Source organism: Leclercia sp. M-A074-M (assembly GCF_965195605.1).
Taxonomy (GTDB): domain Bacteria; phylum Pseudomonadota; class Gammaproteobacteria; order Enterobacterales; family Enterobacteriaceae; genus Enterobacter.
The window spans coordinates 71,057-91,632 of sequence record NZ_CBDAHM010000001.1 but is presented as its reverse complement, the minus strand read 5'-3'; the positions used below and the strand labels follow the sequence as shown (position 1 = coordinate 91,632).

General features: G+C 53.8%; 18 protein-coding genes and 3 pseudogenes. 19 read left to right on the top strand and 2 right to left on the bottom strand.

The window, feature by feature from the left end:
* Position 1 precedes the first annotated feature (1 nt).
* The 16 genes and pseudogenes from ACOKCT_RS00480 to ACOKCT_RS00405 all read left to right on the top strand — a co-directional run bounded on the left by ACOKCT_RS00480 (position 2) and on the right by ACOKCT_RS00405 (position 17,539).
* On the top strand, positions 2 to 739 hold the full coding sequence (locus ACOKCT_RS00480) for a phage tail protein (RefSeq protein ID WP_138368730.1): 738 nt from the start codon (positions 2 to 4) through the stop codon (positions 737 to 739).
* 35 nt (positions 740 to 774) lie between these two features.
* The gene (gene gpG, locus ACOKCT_RS00475) at positions 775 to 1,188 is read left to right on the top strand and encodes a phage tail assembly chaperone G (protein WP_138368731.1); all 414 of its coding nucleotides are present in this window, start codon (positions 775 to 777) and stop codon (positions 1,186 to 1,188) included.
* Positions 1,185 to 1,511 (top strand): annotated as a pseudogene (locus ACOKCT_RS00470) (phage tail assembly protein T); the annotation flags it as partial. The gene gpG and the pseudogene ACOKCT_RS00470, both read left to right, overlap by 4 nt.
* Positions 1,495 to 3,990, top strand: coding sequence for a phage tail tape measure protein (locus ACOKCT_RS00465; RefSeq protein WP_420193047.1), 2,496 nt, complete (start codon positions 1,495 to 1,497; stop codon positions 3,988 to 3,990). The pseudogene ACOKCT_RS00470 and the gene ACOKCT_RS00465, both read left to right, overlap by 17 nt.
* Positions 3,991 to 3,992: 2 nt before the next feature.
* A complete protein-coding gene (locus ACOKCT_RS00460; protein WP_420193046.1) occupies positions 3,993 to 4,331 on the top strand; it encodes a phage tail protein in 339 nt (112 codons plus the stop codon).
* A gap of 57 nt (positions 4,332 to 4,388) precedes the next feature.
* Positions 4,389 to 5,126, top strand: coding sequence for a phage minor tail protein L (locus ACOKCT_RS00455; protein ID WP_420193045.1), 738 nt, complete (start codon positions 4,389 to 4,391; stop codon positions 5,124 to 5,126).
* A 2-nt stretch (positions 5,127 to 5,128) separates the two neighbouring features.
* The gene (locus tag ACOKCT_RS00450; RefSeq protein WP_420193044.1) at positions 5,129 to 5,875 is read left to right on the top strand and encodes a C40 family peptidase; all 747 of its coding nucleotides are present in this window, start codon (positions 5,129 to 5,131) and stop codon (positions 5,873 to 5,875) included.
* Positions 5,853 to 6,467, top strand: coding sequence for a tail assembly protein (locus tag ACOKCT_RS00445; protein WP_262673253.1), 615 nt, complete (start codon positions 5,853 to 5,855; stop codon positions 6,465 to 6,467). The genes ACOKCT_RS00450 and ACOKCT_RS00445 overlap by 23 nt, the downstream gene beginning before the upstream one ends.
* Positions 6,468 to 6,520: 53 nt before the next feature.
* A pseudogene (locus tag ACOKCT_RS00440) lies at positions 6,521 to 8,984 on the top strand (host specificity protein J); the annotation flags it as partial.
* 23 nt (positions 8,985 to 9,007) lie between these two features.
* A complete protein-coding gene (locus ACOKCT_RS00435) occupies positions 9,008 to 11,467 on the top strand; it encodes a phage tail tip fiber protein (RefSeq protein ID WP_420193169.1) in 2,460 nt (819 codons plus the stop codon).
* 59 nt (positions 11,468 to 11,526) lie between these two features.
* Entirely contained in the window at positions 11,527 to 13,197 is a 1,671-nt protein-coding gene (locus ACOKCT_RS00430; protein WP_420193043.1) for a phage head spike fiber domain-containing protein, read from the top strand.
* On the top strand, positions 13,197 to 13,499 hold the full coding sequence (locus ACOKCT_RS00425; RefSeq protein ID WP_420193042.1) for a hypothetical protein: 303 nt from the start codon (positions 13,197 to 13,199) through the stop codon (positions 13,497 to 13,499). Before ACOKCT_RS00430 ends, ACOKCT_RS00425 begins: the two co-directional genes overlap by 1 nt.
* 11 nt (positions 13,500 to 13,510) lie before the next feature.
* Complete coding sequence (locus tag ACOKCT_RS00420; protein WP_420193041.1) at positions 13,511 to 14,509, top strand: tail fiber domain-containing protein; 999 nt, start codon at positions 13,511 to 13,513, stop codon at positions 14,507 to 14,509.
* A 1,011-nt stretch (positions 14,510 to 15,520) separates the two neighbouring features.
* A complete protein-coding gene (locus ACOKCT_RS00415; RefSeq protein ID WP_420193040.1) occupies positions 15,521 to 16,519 on the top strand; it encodes a helix-turn-helix domain-containing protein in 999 nt (332 codons plus the stop codon).
* Between the two features lie 159 nt (positions 16,520 to 16,678).
* Positions 16,679 to 16,849 (top strand): annotated as a pseudogene (locus ACOKCT_RS00410) (isocitrate/isopropylmalate family dehydrogenase); the annotation flags it as partial.
* A 240-nt stretch (positions 16,850 to 17,089) separates the two neighbouring features.
* Positions 17,090 to 17,539 (top strand): carboxymuconolactone decarboxylase family protein, encoded by a 450-nt coding sequence (locus tag ACOKCT_RS00405; protein WP_103179238.1) that lies wholly within the window; start codon positions 17,090 to 17,092, stop codon positions 17,537 to 17,539.
* Between the two features lie 112 nt (positions 17,540 to 17,651).
* Here ACOKCT_RS00405 and ACOKCT_RS00400 read toward each other — a convergent pair whose 3' ends face one another.
* Positions 17,652 to 18,503, bottom strand: coding sequence for a nitroreductase family protein (locus ACOKCT_RS00400; RefSeq protein WP_159339099.1), 852 nt, complete (start codon positions 18,501 to 18,503; stop codon positions 17,652 to 17,654).
* A 129-nt stretch (positions 18,504 to 18,632) separates the two neighbouring features.
* Between ACOKCT_RS00400 and ACOKCT_RS00395 the strand changes: the two genes are divergently transcribed.
* Together ACOKCT_RS00395 and ACOKCT_RS00390 are read left to right on the top strand one after the other, a co-directional pair.
* A complete protein-coding gene (locus ACOKCT_RS00395) occupies positions 18,633 to 19,535 on the top strand; it encodes a LysR family transcriptional regulator (protein ID WP_159339098.1) in 903 nt (300 codons plus the stop codon).
* 44 nt (positions 19,536 to 19,579) lie between these two features.
* A complete protein-coding gene (locus ACOKCT_RS00390; RefSeq protein WP_103179241.1) occupies positions 19,580 to 19,834 on the top strand; it encodes a hypothetical protein in 255 nt (84 codons plus the stop codon).
* 35 nt (positions 19,835 to 19,869) lie between these two features.
* Here ACOKCT_RS00390 and yncL read toward each other — a convergent pair whose 3' ends face one another.
* Positions 19,870 to 19,962 (bottom strand): stress response membrane protein YncL, encoded by a 93-nt coding sequence (yncL, locus tag ACOKCT_RS00385; protein WP_071886459.1) that lies wholly within the window; start codon positions 19,960 to 19,962, stop codon positions 19,870 to 19,872.
* A 362-nt stretch (positions 19,963 to 20,324) separates the two neighbouring features.
* Between yncL and ACOKCT_RS00380 the strand changes: the two genes are divergently transcribed.
* Complete coding sequence (locus ACOKCT_RS00380) at positions 20,325 to 20,573, top strand: GlsB/YeaQ/YmgE family stress response membrane protein (protein WP_032617669.1); 249 nt, start codon at positions 20,325 to 20,327, stop codon at positions 20,571 to 20,573.
* The last annotated feature ends 3 nt before the right edge of the window (positions 20,574 to 20,576 follow it).

Sequence of the window (20,576 nt, the reverse complement as noted above, 5' to 3'; positions counted from 1 at the left end):
TATGACCACACCTAACCCGCTGGCACCGACGAAAGGGGCCGGCACCACCCTCTGGATTTACACCGGAAGCGGCGATCCCTACGCCAGTCCCCTTTCGGATGTTAACTGGCTGCGTCTGGCAAAGATCAAGGATCTGCAGCCAGGCGAACTCACCGCCGAGTCAGAGGACGACACCTATATCGATGACGACAACGCCGACTGGGCTTCATCCATGCAGGGTCAGAAATCGGCAGGCGACACGAGTTTTACTCTGGCATGGCTGCCGGGTGAAAGCGGTCAGCAGGACCTAGTGAACTGGTTCGATGACGGCACGGTTAAAGGATACAAAATCAAGTACCCGAATGGCGCCGTCGATGTCTTTAAAGGCTGGGTGAGCAGCCTTGGGAAGACCGTTTCGGCTAAAGAAGTGATGACCCGAACGGCAAAGATCACCAATAACGGCAAACCCTCACTGGCAGAAGACAGCGGTACTGCGGTAATTGGCGTGACGGGTATCAGCCTGGATAAATCCACTGCAGCGGTTGCTGTCGGTGCGACCACGCAACTGGCAGTGACGGTCCTGCCAGCCAGCGCTTCAGATGCTTCCTTCCGCGTCGCGACGTCTGATCCGTCGAAAGCAACAGTGACGGTCAATGGTTCAGTACTGACCGTCACCGGCGTGGCGGCGGGCACCGTTGAAATTATTGTCATGACCAATAGCGGTAACTTTGCGGCAATCTGCAAGGTGACCGTTTCCTGAATCCCGGGGCGTGAGCCCCGTACTCCGGAGTGAATATGTTTCTTAAAACTGAACTGCTCGAGCATAACGGCAGCAGCGTGACACTGTACCAGCTGTCCGCGCTGCAGCGCATTGAACACCTCGAATACCTGAAAGAGCTGGAAGCGGTTGAAGAAGGTGATTTCCAGACCGCTATCACCCTCACCGTGAAAAATGGTGCTTACCTGGTGGCGTTGTCGCTCTGGCATGGTCATGCGCTGAAAGGTACGCTTCCTGATGGCGCGCCGGCGGAAGTGGCGAAAATTCAGGATGAAGTCCTGCAGACCTGGCCGACGGAGCTTATTGCTGAAGCGGATTTTAAGGTGAAACTCCTCTCCGGCATGATTGAACCGCAGCTGGAAGATGCGCAGGTTGGCATCAGCGAACCTGCAGAGCCTGTTACGGCGGAAAAGCCCTCGCCAGTGAGCTGACGTTCGTCCTGAAACTGGCGCGTGAGTTTAGTCGCCCTGACTGGCGCGCCATGCTTGCTGGCATGTCCTCTACGGAGTATGGCGACTGGAAAATCTTCTACCAGGATAATTTCTTTCATGATGCGCAGCTGGACGCCCATTTCTCCGGCCTGCTCTACACCATTTCAACCCTGTTTTTTGCCGACCCGGAATTATCCCCGGACAGTTTCAGCATTCTTTCACCTGTATCTGAACCCGTTGATGTAGCAGAGCCGGACGACGATGCGCTGATGGCGAAGGCGGAAGGTATTTCTGGAGGTATACGCTATGGCCCAGACGGCAGTCGGTGATCTGGTCGTTAATCTTGACGTCAACTCGACGAAATTTAACGAGCAGATCAGCTACGTCAAAAAAGAATTCAGGCAAACGGGTAATGCTGCGAACGACTCTGCTTTGCGGATCCAGCAGTCATTCAGCCGCCAGGAGAATGCCGCGCGTAAGGCAGGCATCTCTGTTGGTCAGTATAACGCAGCAATGCGTATGCTCCCGGCGCAGTTTACTGATGTGGCAACGCAGCTGGCGGGTGGTCAGAACCCCTGGCTTATTTTGCTCCAGCAGGGTGGGCAGGTAAAAGATTCCTTTGGCGGGATCATGCCAACCTTCAGAGCCCTGACTGGTACGGTTTCCCCGTTGATGCTCGGCATCGGTGCACTTTCGGTCGCAACGGGCGCGCTTTTTTATGCCTGGTACCAGGGCTCTTCTACTCTGTCTGATTTCAACAAAACTCTGGTACTTTCGGGGAACACTGCAGGCCTGACTGCCGACCGCATGCTGATGCTGGCAAGAAACGGACAGTCGGCAGGGCTGACGTTCAACCAGACCAGTGAGGCCCTGACCGGGCTTGTCAACGCGGGCGTGCGTGCCGGTGCCCATTTTGACGACATGAGCCAGGCCGTTGCCCGCTTCACCGAAGCATCGGGTGTACCAGTCGATAAAGTTGCCGCTGCGTATGGCAAGCTGACAACTGACCCGACATCCGGGCTCATTGCCATGGCCCGGCAATTTCATAACGTCACTGCCGAACAAATCGCACATGTTGCCCAGTTGCAGCGTGCCGGTGATGAAGCCGGGGCACTTAAGGCGGCAAACGACGCGGCCACCGCCGGATTCAACGATCAGACCAAATCCATCCGCGACAATATGGGGTCGATTGAAACTGCTGCCGATACGCTGAAACGCGCATTTAAGTCGATGTGGGATGCGGCGCTTGATGTCGGTCGGCCCGATACCGCGCAGGAAATGGTGGCAAAAGCACAAGCCGCTTTTAAAAAGGCCGATGAAATCTGGAATCTGCGAAAGGATGACCGTTATGTAAATGATGAGGCCCGTGCCCGGTTCTGGAATGACCGCGAAACGGCCAGGCTGGCGCTGGACATGGCGCAGCAGCAGGCGGGGATTTCCAGGGCTAATGAAGAGAATGCTTCGCGCGAAGCGGTAGCGGAATCTGATCGTCAGAAATATGCTTCACAGGCGCAGTCTAATTACGCTAAAACGCAGTCAGCGCTGGAGAAATACACGGCCAGGCAGAATGAGCTGAATAAGGCGCTGAAAGATGGGCGGATCCTGCAGGCGGATTACAACATCAACATGGCGGCGGCCAAAAAGGAGTACGAGGACTCCCTGAAAAAGCCGACGAAAAGCAGGACACCTGGGGGTGCAAAACTCACCGACACCACCAGTGCGCAGACACTGGAGCTGCAGACGCAGCTTGAGGTTATGCGTCAGCACAGTGATATCAATGACACGATCAGCCAGCAGCGCCAGCAATTGTGGAAAGCGCAGGCCAGATTTACGGTCCTTGAACAGGCCGCCAGAACCCGGGCGCTGACGGAAGATGAAAAGTCCCTGCTCGCCAGCAAGGATAAGGTGCTCGCGCAGGCAGAGATCAATGCAAAACTGGGTGACCAGATCGTCACGCAGGAGCGCCTTAACCGTCTGCAGGATACATCGCAAAAATACGTTACCCAGATGGGTGAGAAAACCCGGGCGCTGGCGGAAAGCGCGGGGATGAGCAGTCGTGCGGCACAGCGGCGCAATGAAGAGGCTCAGTTACTACAGGGCTGGAAAAACGGCGGCGGGTCTGAAAAAGATCAGGGCTACCAGAAAGAGCTGCAGGCGCTACAGGGATATTACCAGGAACAGGATAAAGTGCGCGGCGACTGGCTGTCTGGTGGCAAATCCGCCTGGGCTGATTACGCCGATTCTGCGGGTGACGCGTACGGTCAGATGAAAAATGTCGCGGCCAGCACCTTTGACGGAATGACGCAAAACCTTGCGGACATGCTTACCACCGGTAAAGCAAAGTGGAGTGACTTCACCGGCTCAACGCTTTCGATGCTGGCGCAAATCGCCCTTAAACAGGCGGGAGTAGGGATCGTGGGCGCAGTCAGTTCGGCTATCGGATTTGCCGGGGGCGGCTATACCGGATCGGGCGGTAAATATGAGCCTGCCGGGGTGGTGCACCGCGGGGAGTTCGTTTTTACCAAAGAGGCGACCAGCCGGATCGGGGTAGGGAATCTGTACAGCATGATGCGCGGTTACGCGTCCGGCGGGCTGGTCGGTGGCGGCAGAATGTCCGCTGCGGCCACGGGAGGGATCAGCGTTTATGCACCGGTCAGCGTCAGTCAGCAGGGTGGCGGCGAGTCCAGCCAGGCGGACACCATCGGAACGGCGCGGCAGCTTCAGGGCATTGTTCAGCAGACCATCACTGACCGGCTTAAAAAGGAGATGGGGCCGGGTGGTGTACTTTACCCGAGGAGGTAGCAGTGACAGACACATTCAGCTGGCGCACCCGTAAATCAGCCCGGGGAACAGAAAGCGCCCGTACGCTTCAGTCCCAGTTTGGCGACGGGTATAAACAGGTCGCTGGAATGGGGATCAATGACAGGTCCGAAGTCTGGGATCTTGACTGGACGGGCACACGAAGCGAGGCCGCAGTGCTGCGCGCGTTTCTTATGTCGCACATCACCAAATCGTTCTGGTGGACGAACCCCTGGGGGGAGAAGAAGCTCTACCGGATGAAGGCTGATTCCTTCAGTGCTTCGTTCCCCTCCGGAAAAAAAGCGACAGTAGCGTTCACGTTCGAGCAGTCCTTTGCTCCCTGATTATCTTCAAATCCAGAATGACTTACCGCCTTCGGGCGGTTTTTTTATGGGGTGAATATGAGTTTCACGCAGGATATTCAGCAACTGGAACCGGGCCAGTTAGTCCAGCTGGTTGAAATAGACGGCACCGAATTTGGCATGGATACCATTTTGCGCTTCCATGCCCACAATATTGCTTCTGCAGGCTGGTCTGCATTCGCGGCTGACAACCTGCCTGCCATTATCTGGCAGGGTCAGCAGTACGACCCTTACCCTTACGAGCTGAAAGACCTGGAGCTGTCCAGCACCGGGGCGCAGCCCACACCCACGCTTTCCGTGTCGAACGTCGGCAACTACGTGACTGCGCTTTGCCTAGAGTATGACGACCTGGCGAGGGCCAGGGTAAGAATTCACACCACGCTGGCGAAATACCTGGACGCGGCCAACTGGACAGCCGGCAACCCGAATGCCAGCCCGGCGGACGAACGCGTGCAGCTTTTTTACGTCAACGCCAAAACCGCTGAAACGCGGGTGCAGGTCGACTTTGAACTGTGCTCACCCTTTGACATCCAGAACCTGCAGCTGCCCACCCGGCAGATCACGCCGGTCTGCACCTGGTGCACTCGCGGCTGGTACCGCACCGGCACCGGGTGCGACTACAACGGGAACCGCTATTTTCTCAAGGATGGCACCCCCACAGATAACCCGGCGCTGGATATGTGCGGCGGCCAGAGGCAGGACTGCGAAGCGCGGTTCGGAACCGGTAACCCGCTGCCGTTTGGCGGCTTCCCGGCGGCAAACCTTCAGGGTAAATAACCATGCGAAAAAAACTGATGGATGCGATCCGCGCTAATGTTGCCGCGGAATATCCGAACGAGGCCTGCGGCGTGGTGGTGCAGGCCGGACGGGCGCAGCAGTACATTCCGTGCCGGAATATTTCAGCAACACCCACTGAGGCCTTCACGATCTCGCCGGAGGATAAGCTGGCAGCATCGGAGCAGGGCGAAATCATTATGGTTATCCACTCGCATCCTGATGTGGTGCAGCTTGTGCCGTCCGAAATGGACAGGGTGCAGTGCGACTGGTCCGGGGTGGAATGGGGCATCATGAGCTGGCCGGACGGTGATTTTTGCACGCTGGCACCCCGTGAGGACCGGGACTACGCCGGGCGGCGCTGGGTGCTGGGCTTTGCTGACTGCTGGTCGCTGATCCGTGAGTGGTTTCAGCGTGAGCACGGCATTACCCTGGGTGATTACTCGGTACCGTACGAGTGGTGGGAGCAGGGCGAAAATCGCTACGACGATAACTGGGAGGCAGAAGGCTTTATCCAGGTAGACCCGGCTGATATGCGTCCCGGCGATATGATCATGATGCGCATACAGGCGCAGGTAACCAATCACGCGGCTGTTTACCTCGGTCATCACGAGCACCAGGAAAACATCATGCTGCACCATAATTTCGGCAGCCTCTCTGCCCGGGTGCCGTACGGCAAATATTACCGCGACCGCACCGTTCGTGTGGTCCGACACAGGAAGCTGATGAATGCTGAAGACACTCATTCTTGAAGGCCGTATGGCGAAAAAGTTCGGGCGCGAACACCAGTTTCACGTTGAGGATCTGCGCGAGATGCTGCGCGCCATGTGCAGCCAGGTTCCCGGCTTTAAACGCTACCTGTCAGAAGGGCATATGCAGGGGATCCGCTTTGCCTTCTTCAATGGCAAAAACAACATCGGCCTTGACGAGTTTGACATGACCCGCGGCGGTACGGTGTACCGTATTTCGGCCATTACCGAAGGTTCAAAACGCGGCGGTGTGCTGCAGATCGTTATCGGGGCGGTGGCTCTCGTGGCCGCGTATTTTACCGCGGGTGCCTCGCTGACGGCGATAGGTCTGAGCACAGCTGCCGCAACCGCGACAACAACGGCCCTTACGGGACTCGGTCTGTCGATGATGCTGGGGGGTGTTGTCCAGCTGCTGACACCCCAGCCGAAATACAACGTCGGTGCCTCGTCCAGCACGGACAACAAACCCAACTACGCCTTTGGCGCGCCGGTGAATACCGTGGCTGTGGGTTATCCGGTACCTGTGTTCTTTGGTGAGCGCGAGATCGGCGGGGCCGTCATCAGCGCGGGGATCTTCTCCAGCGACCAGCAGTGAAATTTATTGTTAGCTACAGGCCACCTCCGGGTGGCTTTTTTTATGGGTGAACTATGCGACTTCCCGAAGATGAAACCCTTATTCAGGGACGTAAAGGCGGCAGTGCTAAACAGCACACCCCTGTTGAGGATCCGGATGACCTGCTGTCGACAGCAAAATTAAAAATGCTGCTGGCGATCGCTGAAGGTGAAATCCAGGGTGAGCTGACGGCACAGAACATCTTCCTTAACGACACCCCACTGGCGAACGCCGACGGCAGCTATAACTTTACGGGTGTGAAGTGGGATTTTCGCCAGGGCACTCAGGATCAGACCTATATTCAGGGGTTGCCTGAAGTCGACAACGAAATGTCGGCAAACGTGACCGTCACCACCACCGCGCCCTGGACACGCCAGTTCTCTGACCTGATGCTGGATGCCGTGCGTATTAAGCTGAGCCTGCCCGTACAGTACACCTATAAAGACAACGGCGACATGGTCGGGACGGTCACGGAGTACGCCGTTGATCTCTCGACTGATGGTGCTGCCTGGCAGACAGTGGTTAACGGCAAATTCGACGGAAAGACAACCACGGAATACCAGCGCGATATCCGCATTGATCTACCAGCGGCCACTACTGGCTGGGCTGTGCGGGTACGTCGTATCACGCCTGATTCCATCGGGAACTCAAAACTGATAAACGCCTTCAAAGTGTTCTCGTTTGCTGAGGTGATCGACAGCAAGTTACGCTATCCCAATACGGCGCTGCTGTATATCGAGGTCGATGCCAGCCAGTTTACCAGTGGCGCGCCGAAGGTGACCTGCAGGCCGAAGGGGAAACTGGTACGCGTGCCGGACTCCTACGACCCGGTTACGCGCACCTACAGTGGCACCTGGTCCGGTGGCTTCAAAATGGCCTACACCAACAACCCGGCCTGGGTATTTTACGATCTGGTGCTGGATGAGATTTACGGCATGGGTACTCGCATCGATGCTGCCATGATCGATAAGTGGGAGCTGTACGCCATTGCGCAGTACTGCGATCAGAAGGTGTCGAACGGGGCGGGTGGGACCGAGCCGCGCTTCACCTGCAATGTCTACATCCAGAGCCAGCAGGACGCCTACACCGTTCTCAGCGATCTGGCGGCGATATTCCGCGGGATTACCTTCTGGGGCAACGACCAGATTTACGTGCGCGCGGATGTGCCACAGGATGAAGTGGATTTTACCTACCATGCCTCGAACGTGATCGACGGGTTGTTTACCTACGGCGGCGGCAGCTACAAAAACCGCTACTCGTCTGCCCTGGTGTCGTGGTCTGATCCTCAGAACCATTACAGCGACACGGTTGAGAGTGTCTACGATTCCGACCTGGTGAAGCGGTACAGGGTCAACCAGATGTCGATGACGGCGATTGGCTGCACATCCCAGAGCGAAGCGCACCGCCGGGGCCGCTGGGCGCTGCTGTCTAATGCGCGCGACGGAACGGTGTCATTTGGCGTGGGACTGGACGGTTATATTCCCCTGCCCGCAGAAATTATCGGTATCGCGGATCCGTTCCGTGCCGGCAAACAGAACGGCGGGCGTATCCGGGCGGTGAGCGGGCGTAATGTCACGCTTGATCGCCCTGCTGACTATGCCGCTGGCGACCGCCTGGTGGTCAACCTGCCGGACGGCAAGGCGCAGACGCGGACAATCGCGTCCGTCAGCGCAGACAAACAGACGGTGACGGTCACCACCCCCTTCAGGCTGCCGCCTGAGTCCGGTGCAGTGTGGGCCATCGACAGCGATAACCTGGCTATCCAGTATTTTCGCGTGACATCCATCCGGGCTAACGACGACAGCAACGGTGGTTTCACGATCACCGCGGTCCAGCATGACCCGAATAAATACCGCTATATCGATGACGGCGTGCGCATCACCCCGGCACCGGTCACCGTCACGCCGGTAAGTGTTCTGCCGGCACCGAAAAACATTACCCTCACTGAAACCGACCACATTGAGCAGGGACTTACCGTTGCCACCATGAATGTGTCCTGGGACAGGGTGGATGGCGCTATCCGGTACCAGACGCAGTGGCGCAAGGATAATGGCGACTGGATAAACGTGCCGGTGAGCAGCGCCCAGGGATTTACCGTGCAGGGGATTTACACCGGGAGTTATGACGTGCGGGTGCGTGCGCTTAACGCCCAGGATTCAGGCTCTCCGTGGGGCTACGCCGATACGACTTACCTCACGGGCAAAACCGGCAAACCTGGCACGCCGCAGAGCCTGCTGGCGAGCGACGATGTCGTCTGGGCTATCGACATCACCTGGGCTTTCCCGGATGGCTCAGGTGATACGGCATACACCGAGATTCAGCGCACCACCACCGAAGACAAAGCTAACCCGCAATTACTGGCGCTGGTGCCGTATCCGGCCACGCATTACCAGCATGGCCCGATGCGGGCGGGCGTCAGTCAGTGGTACCGCGCCCGTCTGGTGGATCGTATCGGCAACACCGGCGACTGGACGGCTTGGGCGGCAGGGCAGTCCAGCTCGAACGCCGGTGATTATCTCGACATGATCGGCGACACGCTTGAACAGACCGAGGGCTATAAAAACCTCGTGTCGGATATTGCCGATCTCAGCGACGATATTCAGTCAGCGCGCGACGACATCACCGCAGTTACGACAGAGTCGGCGGCAACCAAAGCAGGCCTGGCACAGGAGGTCACGGACCGTAAAAAAGCCATCACCGACGAAGCGGCAGCACGTGGCCAGGCGTTGCTGACCGAAAAGAACGCGCGCGTCGCGGATATCAGTAACGTCAATCAGACGATCCAGACCACCACCGAATCACTGGCGCAGATGATGGCGCAGATTTCTGCGGGTACTGGCGCACAGTTTGATCCACTCAAAATCTGGTATTTCGATTCGACAGTGGAGGGCTGGACCGGGAACGGGACCCCGACCTTTGTTGACGGCTGGATACGCCCGGCGAACCATGCTACCGATCCCTGGGTGGCGTCTCCCGGCTCACTGGGTGTTAACTCGTCGTCCTATCGCTTCGTTAAAATGCGCATCAGGAAGTTCGGGGCGCCGGGCTGGGCGGGGCAGCTGCGGTGGCGTGGTACCGGTGGCTTCAACGACACCAACATGCTCACTGTCGGCGAGCCTGCATACGACGCCAACGGGATCGCCACGCTGGAGTTCGACAATATCCCCTGGCTGACTGAAGCCACGATGAATCAGTTCAGGCTGGATCTGTCCACTAAGCAGGATGCGACGAACTACTACCTGATTGACTGGGTAGCGCTCGGACGGCCTACTCCCGGTGCAGGGATGGCGGCCCTTCAGGCAGAAACGACAGCCCGTGTCCAAGGCGACCAGGCGGAAGCCACAGCGCGCGAGACGCTGGCGGCGCAGATCCGGGGCGGTTATACCGGTGATGACCCGTCGAAGCTGGCCTCGGGCTTGCTCTACAATGAACGCCAGGCGCGCATCACGGCGCAGGAAGCGGAGGTGACAGCCAGGACGGCGCTGGAAGCGACCGTTAACGCCAACAAAGCCAGCGTGACGCAGGAGCTGGCAACGCTGACGACTGAGCAGGAGGCGCAGGCTACAACGCTGTCGGGCCTGCAGACCACCGTCGGGAAAAATACCGGCGATATCACGCGCATCGATAAAGCCGTCGCTGATAACAACAAAGCGCAGACTACCGCGCTGGCTGCGGTAAAGGCTACCACCGACCAGAACACGGCTGACATCAGCACGGAAACCACGGCCCGTACGGATGCAGACAGTGCGCTGGGGCGTCGTATCGACAGCCTGAAAGTGGATGTGGACGGTAACACTGCCAGCCGCGACGCCGGTATTGTTGGTAGTGTCAGTAACGCGCTCGCCAACTTCATGGCGTTCTCTGATCAGCGCGTCACGTTTGCCGTTGGCGAAACGAAAACGATGGCCGAGATCACCGAGACCCGGAAGACCGCCGCGGATGCCACAAGCGCTGTGGCGGAGCAGGTCACTACGCTTAAAGCCACGGTTGAGCAAAACGGGCAGACTAACGCCGCCGCCATCACGCGCATTGATAAAGCCGTTACGGATCTGGGGAGCGCTACCGCGACCAGCATTGAGAAGGTCACAGCGTCTATTGGGCAAACCAACGCTAACGTCCAGACGACCAGCCAGGCTGTTGCTGACATCAACGGTAAGCTGAACGCGCAATGGGGCGTTAAAGTCCAGGTGGAAGCGAACGGTGTCAAACGCATCGCGGGTATCCAGCTGGGCATTGACGGTACAGGGGCTTCAAACTTCCTGATTTCTGCCGATACGTTCGCGGTTTATAACCCGACGACGAACGGGCAGGAGTTGGTGTTTGCTTCGACCGGTGGGCAGATGTTCATGCGTTCGGCATTCATCCAGGATGGCTCGATTGATAACGCCAAAATCGGATTCCAGATCAGCTCAAGCGACTGGAACGATCTTGGACCGTGGGACCCGAACGGGCGTGGCTGGTGCATTAGAAAAGACGGCTCTGCCTATTTCAATAGCGTGACAATAAGAGGAACAGTTTACGCCACTAACGGGAGTTTTTCCGGGACGGTTTACGCGACGGACGGCAGCTTTAAGGGCACCGTAGAGGCAACATCTTTCATTGGAGACGTGGCAAACACTGGGGTATTCCCCGACGCCACCGGCAGATCAAACGGCATCGCAACTGCGACCGTGAACATGCATTACACCGATTCCAGCAATAACGGACTCGGCAAAAACGCCGTTGTGGAGGCGATGATCTACGTGCGAGGGATTACAGGTGCGGTCACGGCCACCGTGCAGATGGTCATTGCAGGCAACACCCGCACGATTAACTACGATGTCCCCATTGGTGGGGTATGGCTCACCGCCCGACATGCGGCGTCCGGCATGGGCGGCCAGCGTATCGACGCCAGCATCACCGTTACTTCAAGTAATGCGTCGGTCGGTGTTACCGCCCCGACAATGACGGTAACGCGCGGCACCGGCTCTTTCTCCTCCTGACCCTCATAACCACACCTCAATAACCCAGCTCCGGCTGGGTTTTTTTTAAGGACAACACGATGGCCACACTTGATGAAGATTTGGCGAAAGCCGTCTCTGAAGGATTTCGCCTGGCGCAAAGCAGTATCATCAACCAGGACCTAATTTTATCGGGTACCGGTGACGTCACCGTAACCCTGGCAGACGGTTCGAAAAAGACGGGTCCCAGCTGGTCAAAGCTGATCGCCCTGGCCGGAGCGGCAGGAGCCAGCGCTGCTGCTGCCAAAACCTCAGAAACGAACGCAAAAACCTCTGAGACGAATGCGAATTCATCAAAGACCGCAGCGGCAAGCAGCGCTTCAGCAGCCAAGACCAGCGAAATGAATGCCAAAACCTCCGAGACGAACGCAAAAACGTCTGAGACGAATTCCAAAACGTCGGAGACCAATGCTGCTAATAGCGCCAGCAGTGCCGCTGCATCTTTGGCCGCCGCGCAGAAACTCACGTCTGTACCCTATGAGGCTCCACCATATCCAGACGTCTGGTTGCCTCTCAATGATGATATGCGGCTTAAGGAAGGCATTGCACCATATGACACGTTTACTATTTCCGGGCAGGTACTGGAGCTGCCAACAAAATCGGCGCTGTTAACCCGCTCAACTACCGGGACCTATTACGATAAATCAGGACTGATGAAGTTAGCCGATATTAATGAACCTCGCTTTGACAAGCAGGGTCTTATGATCGAATCAGGTGCAACTAATCTATATACGTATTCAGAGACTATTGGTGCCGGAAGTGGTGTCACGGCGACCAATAATGCCGGAGTTTCTCCAAGGGGTGATATGACAATGTCGCTTATCACTGAAAATACGGCGAACACTGAACACTATGCGGGTGATCGGAATATAGTTTTAACAGCAAATACAGTTTATTGCTTTTCTGTTTTTGTTAAAGCTCACACTAATTCCCGAAATTTATATTTGCGCATTGCTTCTGGTAGTACAGCAGGAGTTTTCTTTGATCCCGTCGCGGGGGCGTGGTCTGGAAACGGAACGGGTGCGGCTTATTCTGATCGCGGATTCGAGGATATTGGAAACGGTATTTATCGCGTCTGGATAACGTTCATCGCTGCCGCAAGCCAGAGTACAGTCATCCGTATTCAATTAGCGAACGGTGTTACAGCAAGCTATACAGGTGATGGAAAATCCGGTTTATATGTCTGGGGTGCGCAACTGGAAGAGTCGCCAGCACCTACCTCATATATCAAGACAATATCCGCCACTGTCACTCGCGCTCCAGATTTATGGGATATGTCGAGCATCAATGCCGGATACCGGACTCTTGCTGACAAATTCAAGCGCACTGTCGCGTTTGAATTCGTAAGTAAAATGGCTCCTTCTACAAGCTATGCGGAGGTGTTACGGAACGGCGGGGTAAGCAATGACATTATTTGCCGACTTCTGCCATCCAACCGGCTTGCGTCTTACAGAAGCTCTGGGGGGATCACAGTTAATATGGATCAAACCCTGTCAGGGGTTTATGTCCATAAAGTTGTAGGAGATGTGGTTACCATTTATTGGGATGGCAAAAATGCCACGGCAACGTCTCTTCCGGTGGGAACGACGCAAACACCGACCAGATTAGGTAATAACACGCCAAACTCAGTCGCCAAATTCGTATATTACATTCGCAATCTACGCATCTGGCATCGTGAACTGACAGAAAACCAAATATATGGACTCCGCTAATGAGAGACTTATATCTGCGCTTTAATGACGCCGACGAAATGCGCACGCAATTAATCGCAGCGGGGTTTGTGGATGATGAAGAACAGGGAGGTTTATATCACCCTGATATCAGCCTGGATATCGTCGGCGTTATCACTGTTCCTGCTGAAGTTATCAATTCCGGTGAAGAAAACGAAGTTATCAAATACACCACCGAACCCGGCTATCATGTCAATTTGCGGGTCATGAATGACTCGTTCGATTCATCCGGGCTGAACGACTTTGTGGTTAATCCGAAAACACCGGCTCGCGTCTGGGCGTAAGGAATTAAGTTATGGCAAACAGAATAGACACGGCTGAATTAAACAGGGCCATTGCTGCATGGACATCAGTTATTAACGACGCATCTCCGCCGGGGGTCGGGAGTACGGTTTATGGCGGATACATAAAGTCACAGTACACCGTAAATGGCGTTGAGAAGATATCCGCCCAGCTGCAGATCGTGAAACGCATCGAATGGAACTACTCCATTGCCAGACTGGTGGTGTTGCAAAATGCGGGGGGTACTGACTCCGCGCAGAACAACTACTTCGACTTCATGTCCAACGGCAATGTGCAAATCCCGGGACGTTTGTATATGGGCGGTCCAGCCGTGAGTTCGTGGTGGAACTCAGCACAGGCCCACTATGCCTCTTATTACGCGGAGACCGCCACGGATTCTCCGGGTAACGGGGCTATAGCTGGCCTTTCCTGGGGGTATCAACATGGCGGTGGGTATAACCTTCGATCGATGTGGGGTAATGTTGGTAACGGGCTGAGTTCCTGGGCTAACACTGCACTAACACAGTTCGGAGATAGTGGGTCCAAGATACGGTACTGGTATTTCACCCCAGCCAACGGGGATTTAGTCACCTCGACAAGTGGTGATGGCGGCTTTGCTGGCAACTACACCTATCAGAAGTCAGCGACCTCTGATGCCACTCTGAAGCACGATATCACCTATGACGACGGCCAGGCATCTTACGAGAACATCAGGAAGCTGAAACCCTGCACGTTCGTGTATAACGGCGATTACTTAGAGCGTGTGCGCCGGGGGATCATCGCCCAGGACGCTTTGCGGGATATCGACAGCGAGTATGGGAAGCTGGTTCCTGCGGCGCCTGAATTTGACGAAGAGGGAAATCGTTGTGATAAAGATGACACACTGGCTTTGGATAACAACGTCGTCATGATGGATACGGCGCTGGCGCTGCATCACGCGATTGCCAAAATCGAAACACTGATCGCGCAGGTCGCGCAGTTGCAGGCTGAGGTTCAGGCGCTGAAAGCATAACGGCAGCCGGATGTTCAGCTGTAATTATCATTAGCTGTCTCAGCGAACAACTCAGGATAGAAAAAAAGCCCGCACGGGAGCGGGCGTAACTCCATAAGTTTTGTTATCAATCCCGCGCTCATGACGCAGGTCGTTAACATATCGGCAGCATCAGCCATTACTTTAGGTAGGGAGTATTAGCGCTTCGTTTAAAATCATCTAAAATTAATAGAGGTGAATCCCCCTGTGCGGCGGGGCAATCCAGTTAACTGCTAAGTGCAGATATGCTTGCGGCTCGTATAACTGGTAACGAGTCACCGGGAGGCACCCGGCACCTTAAGCTGTTTGTTTGTGCTGATTTCATTTGCCTGCCTAATCAGCAGGCTTTTTTTTACGGCCCTGATGGAGGCTCAGATGGCAAGTTTTGCTTTGTTAGCCGTTTTGTTTGTGCTTATCGTGTCGGGTCTTATCAATCTTTTGAGAACGTTATTAAATATCTGGTGCGGTCCGGAGCAACATTAAATCGTCCCGGATGACGCGTGGCTCTACCATAAACTGCTAGCGCTGCTGGCTCATTGCACTTGGCCATATTTGTTAGTTAGTGCTTTTAAGCCTGGCTACGAAAACATTAAGAAATGTTAATCATTGCACCTTTAGTTATAAAGAAACTGTGTATGATGTCAGTTCAGCAAACGGCGTGAGGCGTTGTACCCGTTATGAAATTCATCTGTCCTGCATGTAAAAGCAACCGGTTCTTTTTCACCTCCTTCAATCCCGTGCAAAATCTGCCACACGGTGCGTTATGTTCTGTATGCGGAACCCGGCTCACCGCGCGCTCCATCCTTCCTGCGCCACGCAGAAGACGATGGCCTAAACAAGTGGTATAGACAAGCCGCCACGATGATCAAAAAATAGTTAAAGTTTCATCCGGGAGATATTCATTCAGAAAGAATGTGAATTTAATAAGATGATTTCTTTAAGGTTTTTCCAGTATTATACGGTAATCATAATCTGATAACGGATAGCTGAGCATTGGCACCACACAGAAAAAACCACACAAAACTATCCCTTAAACTGCTCTTACTTCCGGGGTTTTCATTACTGTCCATGGGAGTTTTTCTGGAGCACCTGCTTTCATTACAATCTCCTGGTGATGGAGAAACGTCTCTCACCTTTGGCTGGGATTTAGTTGCACCTGATAATGAGCCTGTAACCTCAGCCTGTGGTACGCAAGTTAAAACCAGCCTGACTCTGAACTCACAGGAACTGGTGTCGGGTATTAGCCATTACTTAATCATTTTCGGCAGCAGGTCCGGTCACGATAATGAACAGCCCGCGTTTTATCTGAAACCAGTTATCGATAAGGCACTCAAAAAGGGAATGGTCGTCGCAGGTATGGACCACGCCGCTTTTCACCTGGCAAAAAATGATTTCATCAGTGAACTTACCCTGGCTGCTTTTAATGCTACCCGGCGTTCAGGTGAGCATTATTCTTCTGAATCCATTCCAGTTCATACCGGTGTTTTAACCAGAGGTGACATATGGCTGTGTACGGGAGGGCATGCTGCTTCAAAGATAGCCGAGCTCATTGGGCAAAAAAGACTGGAAAGAATCAGCGAAATAAAAAAATTAAGCACCGCGATAGTCAGTAAGGAGGCTAAGTATAATTCGGACGGGGCCCTTACTTCCATGTCCACAGAGGTTACATCAACTCTTCAGTTTTTAAAAAATAATCTGGCCACGCGCCTTGAGGCGGATGCCATCGCGTCGCGCTTCGGGTTAAACAGGCGAACCCTTGATTTAATGATGATTCGCGAGACGGGCAGAACCGTCAGGCAGACCATCGTACATCTGAGAACAGACTATGCCTGCCACTTACTGGCACAGAAAACGAAATCACTGAAAGAGGTGGCTGAAGAGTGCGGTTTTGCGAATCTTAGCCAGTTCACCAGGCTCTTCAAAAAAAGAACGGGATTAACGCCCGCAGCATGGCGTTACGATGCCTATCTTAACTCGCCCCGGCAAAAATAGTTTTGAGCAGGTAATGCACTTTTAGCCTTAAAAAGTGGTTATCAAAACTCTAAGCAATTATGGCAAAAACAAGGAGTTATAAAGCAGGTCAAACAAGCCATAAAATCTGTTTTTGTGTTACCATTCTTATAGAAAGTAATGGCTTACAATGATTGCGTGGAACTACTGCTGCGTCACATGGAATGGTTCGAAGCCGCAGACCTGATCGTTAAAGGTATGGAAGGCGCGATTAACGCCAAAACCGTAACCTACGATTTCGAACGTCTGATGGAAGGCGCTAAGCTGCTGAAATGTTCAGAGTTTGGTGACGCGATCATCGAAAACATGTAATCCGGATTTCGGGTTGTATGTGAACGGGAGCCTGATGGCTCCCGTTTTTTATTAGCATTCTTGCGCTGCTGCGGATGCCCTACCTTCTTACTCCCTCTTTGTCTCTTTTATTGATGCCATGAATGGCTAATATCGCAACGTCCGGACAGACGTGCTGATGCACATCCGTCGTCGCGGCTATGTTTGATATTTTAATAACAAACACAGGCTTACCCGAACATCGCAAAAAAGGAGATATGCATGAAGCGTCCAAACTGGTTTCAGATTTCTGCTGAGGGTGGAAAGGCTATGGGAGCACTTCATCATTACGCTACTACCGGGACAGATTTGCCTGCCGATCTGATTCATCTGGTTTTTTTACGTGTTTCACAGATTAACGGTTGTGCGCACTGCATTGATATACATACGCGCGACCTTATCAAAAGCGGCATGTCCGTCGAAAAATTGGTCCTGGTGCCGGTGTGGCGAGAAGCGACCTACCTTTTCTCGGATGTGGAGCAAGCTGCGCTTGCATGGGCAGAAGAAGTGACCCTTATCAGTGAAACACACGCTTCTGATGAAGCCTATTCCGCAGCGCTTGCTCTATTTGGTGAAAAAAATCTGGTTGAACTGACCATTGTGATTGCCACCATGAATGCCATCAATCGGATGGGCATCAGTTTCCGCATGAAGCCGCTCGCTAAAGCCTGAAATCATACCCGTTGGTTTAGTTTCACTTTGTGCGTACAGCAGATCTTAAGCCAGACCGCAGAGGGCTCAAATAAATGAGCCCTGAATTGAGCTTGAGGCCGATAAACCCCGGTTATTTTAATTTGAAACCGCGCTGCATGACCGTTTCGCGTAAATTGATTCGCCCGCCGAGATAATCCAGGCTGGTCGCGGAATCAACGACGGAGCCGGCCCAGGTTTTGTCGCGCATATTCTGGCGACGACGAAATGCCTGATATGCATTTTCATAGCCTTCAAGGTACGAGCGATAGCGATCCTGTTGGTAGTGATTGTAATGGAGTACCATTGGCTGAGCCGGTCGCGGGCGAATGCTGCTGGTTCTGGCTCTGTCGGGCCACCCGGTTGCCATGCCAAACGTGACAAAGCTGTACTCAGGCAGGTTGATGATATTTGCCACCTCTTTGGCAATATTACGCATCACCCCGAGATAGACTATTCCTAAGCCTATGGATTCCGCTGCAACGGCAGCGTTCTGGGCGGCAAGCGCGGCATCAATCGATGCCATCAGGAAAGAGTCGAGGTAGTCGAGCACAACAGGCTCTTTACCGGCATCTTTTGTTATTCCTGCACCTCGCGACAGATCTGCTACCCAGAGGAGCAGGGCGGGTGCTTCCTCAATCCACGGGATACGGTCCACGGGCACTGAACGTGCTACGGTATCTGAAATACGCTGTTTAAGCGCCGGGTCCGTAACGGCTACCAGGCTCCACTGATTCAGGGCAGAGGAATTTGAGGCTGATTGCGCCGCAGCGACCATGGTCTCTATTGCCCCATCCGGGAGAGGTTCAGGCAAAAATGTCCTGACAGATTTATGGCCCAGCAGGGCTTCAACCTGCGGCGTCCAGATAATGTTGTCTGGTTTGGGTTGCTCAACACCGTATCGGGCTTCCAGCAACGCCTGTTGTTTTGCAGTAACGTCAGTCATGGTTTTACTCTCCTTCGGCAAATTTCATGACCGCAGGATAGCTGGAGTTGCCACACGGATAAGCCCCCGATTTACGACTTCAGTTTCCATATGTGTGCACAATCAGATGGCATACTTTAAAATAGAGACATGGATCATCTGTTAGCTATACGTATATTCCAGCGCATCGTAGAGACGCGCTCTTTCACAAAGGCCGCAGCACACCTGGATTTGCCGCGCTCCACTGTCAGTAAGAATCTCAAATTATTAGAGGAACATATAGGCACTAAGCTGATACAGCGCACGACACGTACTGTCACCTTAACGACTGAGGGTGCCGAGTATTACAGAAGGATCAGTAAGCTCGTCACTAAACTCGATGAAACCGAAGGCGCCATTCGGGATATGGGCGCCGCCGCGAAAGGAAGGCTGCGCATTGATCTTCACTCCTCGCTGGCGAATTTTGTCCTGATGCCGGTACTCGAAGAGTTTCGTGAACGCTATCCCCATATACAGCTGGCGCTTGGGGTGGGCGATCGCCCGGTTAATCTCATAGAGGAAGGTGTAGACTGCGCCATTCGCGCAGGTGAGCTGACGGATTCTTCTCTGATTGCGCGAACGCTGTATAAAGATCGCTTAATCACCTGTGCAAGCCCCGGCTACCTGAAACAGTATGGCGTTCCCAAAAAACTGACTGACCTTGAAAATGGACATAAAATCGTCGGCTATTTCAGTGCTGCAACCGGTGAGGCCTGGCCTCTGCGTTTCATGAGCAGGGGAGGCGAAAAACAGTTGGCAGCATTTGATATCGCCGCGAATGATAGTGCCGCGCTGATAAGTATGCTTGTCCACGGCATGGGCATAGGGCAAACACATGCTTCCGTAAGCCGTCGCTTTATAGCATCGGGTGAACTTGTTCCTGTTCTTGAAGACCTGACGCACAGACAATTTCCTGTCTCTATTATTTTCCCGCCAACAAAGCCGTTAAATGGCCGATTGAGAATATTCATCGACTGGATGATTGAGAGATTTTCTGGAAATAGTGCTTGGTAGGAAGCCGATGGGTGCCCGTTTTTTATGGTTACGCAGGAGGAATAATGCTTGATGAGACAGCGCTTCGCCGCATTGCCGCAGGTGAACTCTTGGCGGCAACACCAGCAGAGCTTGCCGCCGAACTTCTGACTATCCGTCAGGAGAACGCCCGCCTGAAGCAGCTTCTCGCAACCGAAGTGAAGCTCCCTTATGTCAGCGCCAGCCCGGTGTGCGATATCGAGGCCGGATACGCGGCAGGCGTCACCGACTGTAAAGAGGCGATACGTCGGGCAGGTTTTTTAATCGAAGGGGATGATTAAAAGATGAAACCCGACGGATGCCGGGCCTGCTCACATTAAAACCAGTTAAATTTGTCCGAAAGTATAAGCAACAAGGAACTGGCACAAACAAGGTTAATACAAATCACGAATCTGCTGGAAACATTCATGTTATCAATACCATTATGGCTGTACTGGGATTGTGCTAATAAGCGTAATCGCAAATCCCAGAACGTCAAATCGCAGGATAACAGGCAAAAAAAAGCCCACGAAACGTGGGCAAGTAATACTGGAAGCAATGTGAGCAATGTCGTACTGAATACCTGAGTGATTTGCTCAACTATTCAGTATTGAGAAAGATAATATTTCTCATTAACGATTACAACCCCATCTTTTGTGTGGGACGCCGTTTGTGGACTTAATCTTAAAATCTTCACGTGATGGCTATCACAAACTTGCATTTCTGAATCCTGTGCTAAGCTTTCTGTGTACTTGATTTGACGACAAAAACCATACAGAGAGGAAAGCAGTTATGGGAATCATATCCTGGATTATCTTTGGGCTTATTGCAGGTATTCTGGCGAAGTGGATCATGCCGGGCAAAGATGGCGGTGGGTTCATCGTTACGGTCATTCTGGGCATCATCGGTGCCGTAGTGGGTGGCTGGATCAGTACCCTGTTCGGATTCGGCAGAGTCGATGGCTTTAACTTCGGCAGCTTTATGGTTGCAGTAATTGGTGCGCTGGTGGTGCTGTTTATTTACCGTAAGGTAAGAAGCTAACCC

Bases quoted from the DNA above. Each gene is read 5' to 3' on its own strand.
- ACOKCT_RS00480 (WP_138368730.1), top strand. From the start codon at position 2: ATGACCACACCTAACCCGCTGGCACCGACGAAAGGGGCCGGCACCACC.
- gpG (WP_138368731.1), top strand. From the start codon at position 775: ATGTTTCTTAAAACTGAACTGCTCGAGCATAACGGCAGCAGCGTGACA.
- ACOKCT_RS00465 (WP_420193047.1), top strand. From the start codon at position 1,495: ATGGCCCAGACGGCAGTCGGTGATCTGGTCGTTAATCTTGACGTCAAC.
- ACOKCT_RS00455 (WP_420193045.1), top strand. From the start codon at position 4,389: ATGAGTTTCACGCAGGATATTCAGCAACTGGAACCGGGCCAGTTAGTC.
- ACOKCT_RS00450 (WP_420193044.1), top strand. From the start codon at position 5,129: ATGCGAAAAAAACTGATGGATGCGATCCGCGCTAATGTTGCCGCGGAA.
- ACOKCT_RS00445 (WP_262673253.1), top strand. From the start codon at position 5,853: ATGCTGAAGACACTCATTCTTGAAGGCCGTATGGCGAAAAAGTTCGGG.
- ACOKCT_RS00435 (WP_420193169.1), top strand. From the start codon at position 9,008: ATGATCGGCGACACGCTTGAACAGACCGAGGGCTATAAAAACCTCGTG.
- ACOKCT_RS00430 (WP_420193043.1), top strand. From the start codon at position 11,527: ATGGCCACACTTGATGAAGATTTGGCGAAAGCCGTCTCTGAAGGATTT.
- ACOKCT_RS00425 (WP_420193042.1), top strand. From the start codon at position 13,197: ATGAGAGACTTATATCTGCGCTTTAATGACGCCGACGAAATGCGCACG.
- ACOKCT_RS00420 (WP_420193041.1), top strand. From the start codon at position 13,511: ATGGCAAACAGAATAGACACGGCTGAATTAAACAGGGCCATTGCTGCA.
- ACOKCT_RS00405 (WP_103179238.1), top strand. From the start codon at position 17,090: ATGAAGCGTCCAAACTGGTTTCAGATTTCTGCTGAGGGTGGAAAGGCT.
- ACOKCT_RS00400 (WP_159339099.1), bottom strand. From the start codon at position 18,503: ATGACTGACGTTACTGCAAAACAACAGGCGTTGCTGGAAGCCCGATAC.
- ACOKCT_RS00395 (WP_159339098.1), top strand. From the start codon at position 18,633: ATGGATCATCTGTTAGCTATACGTATATTCCAGCGCATCGTAGAGACG.
- ACOKCT_RS00390 (WP_103179241.1), top strand. From the start codon at position 19,580: ATGCTTGATGAGACAGCGCTTCGCCGCATTGCCGCAGGTGAACTCTTG.
- yncL (WP_071886459.1), bottom strand. From the start codon at position 19,962: ATGAATGTTTCCAGCAGATTCGTGATTTGTATTAACCTTGTTTGTGCC.
- ACOKCT_RS00380 (WP_032617669.1), top strand. From the start codon at position 20,325: ATGGGAATCATATCCTGGATTATCTTTGGGCTTATTGCAGGTATTCTG.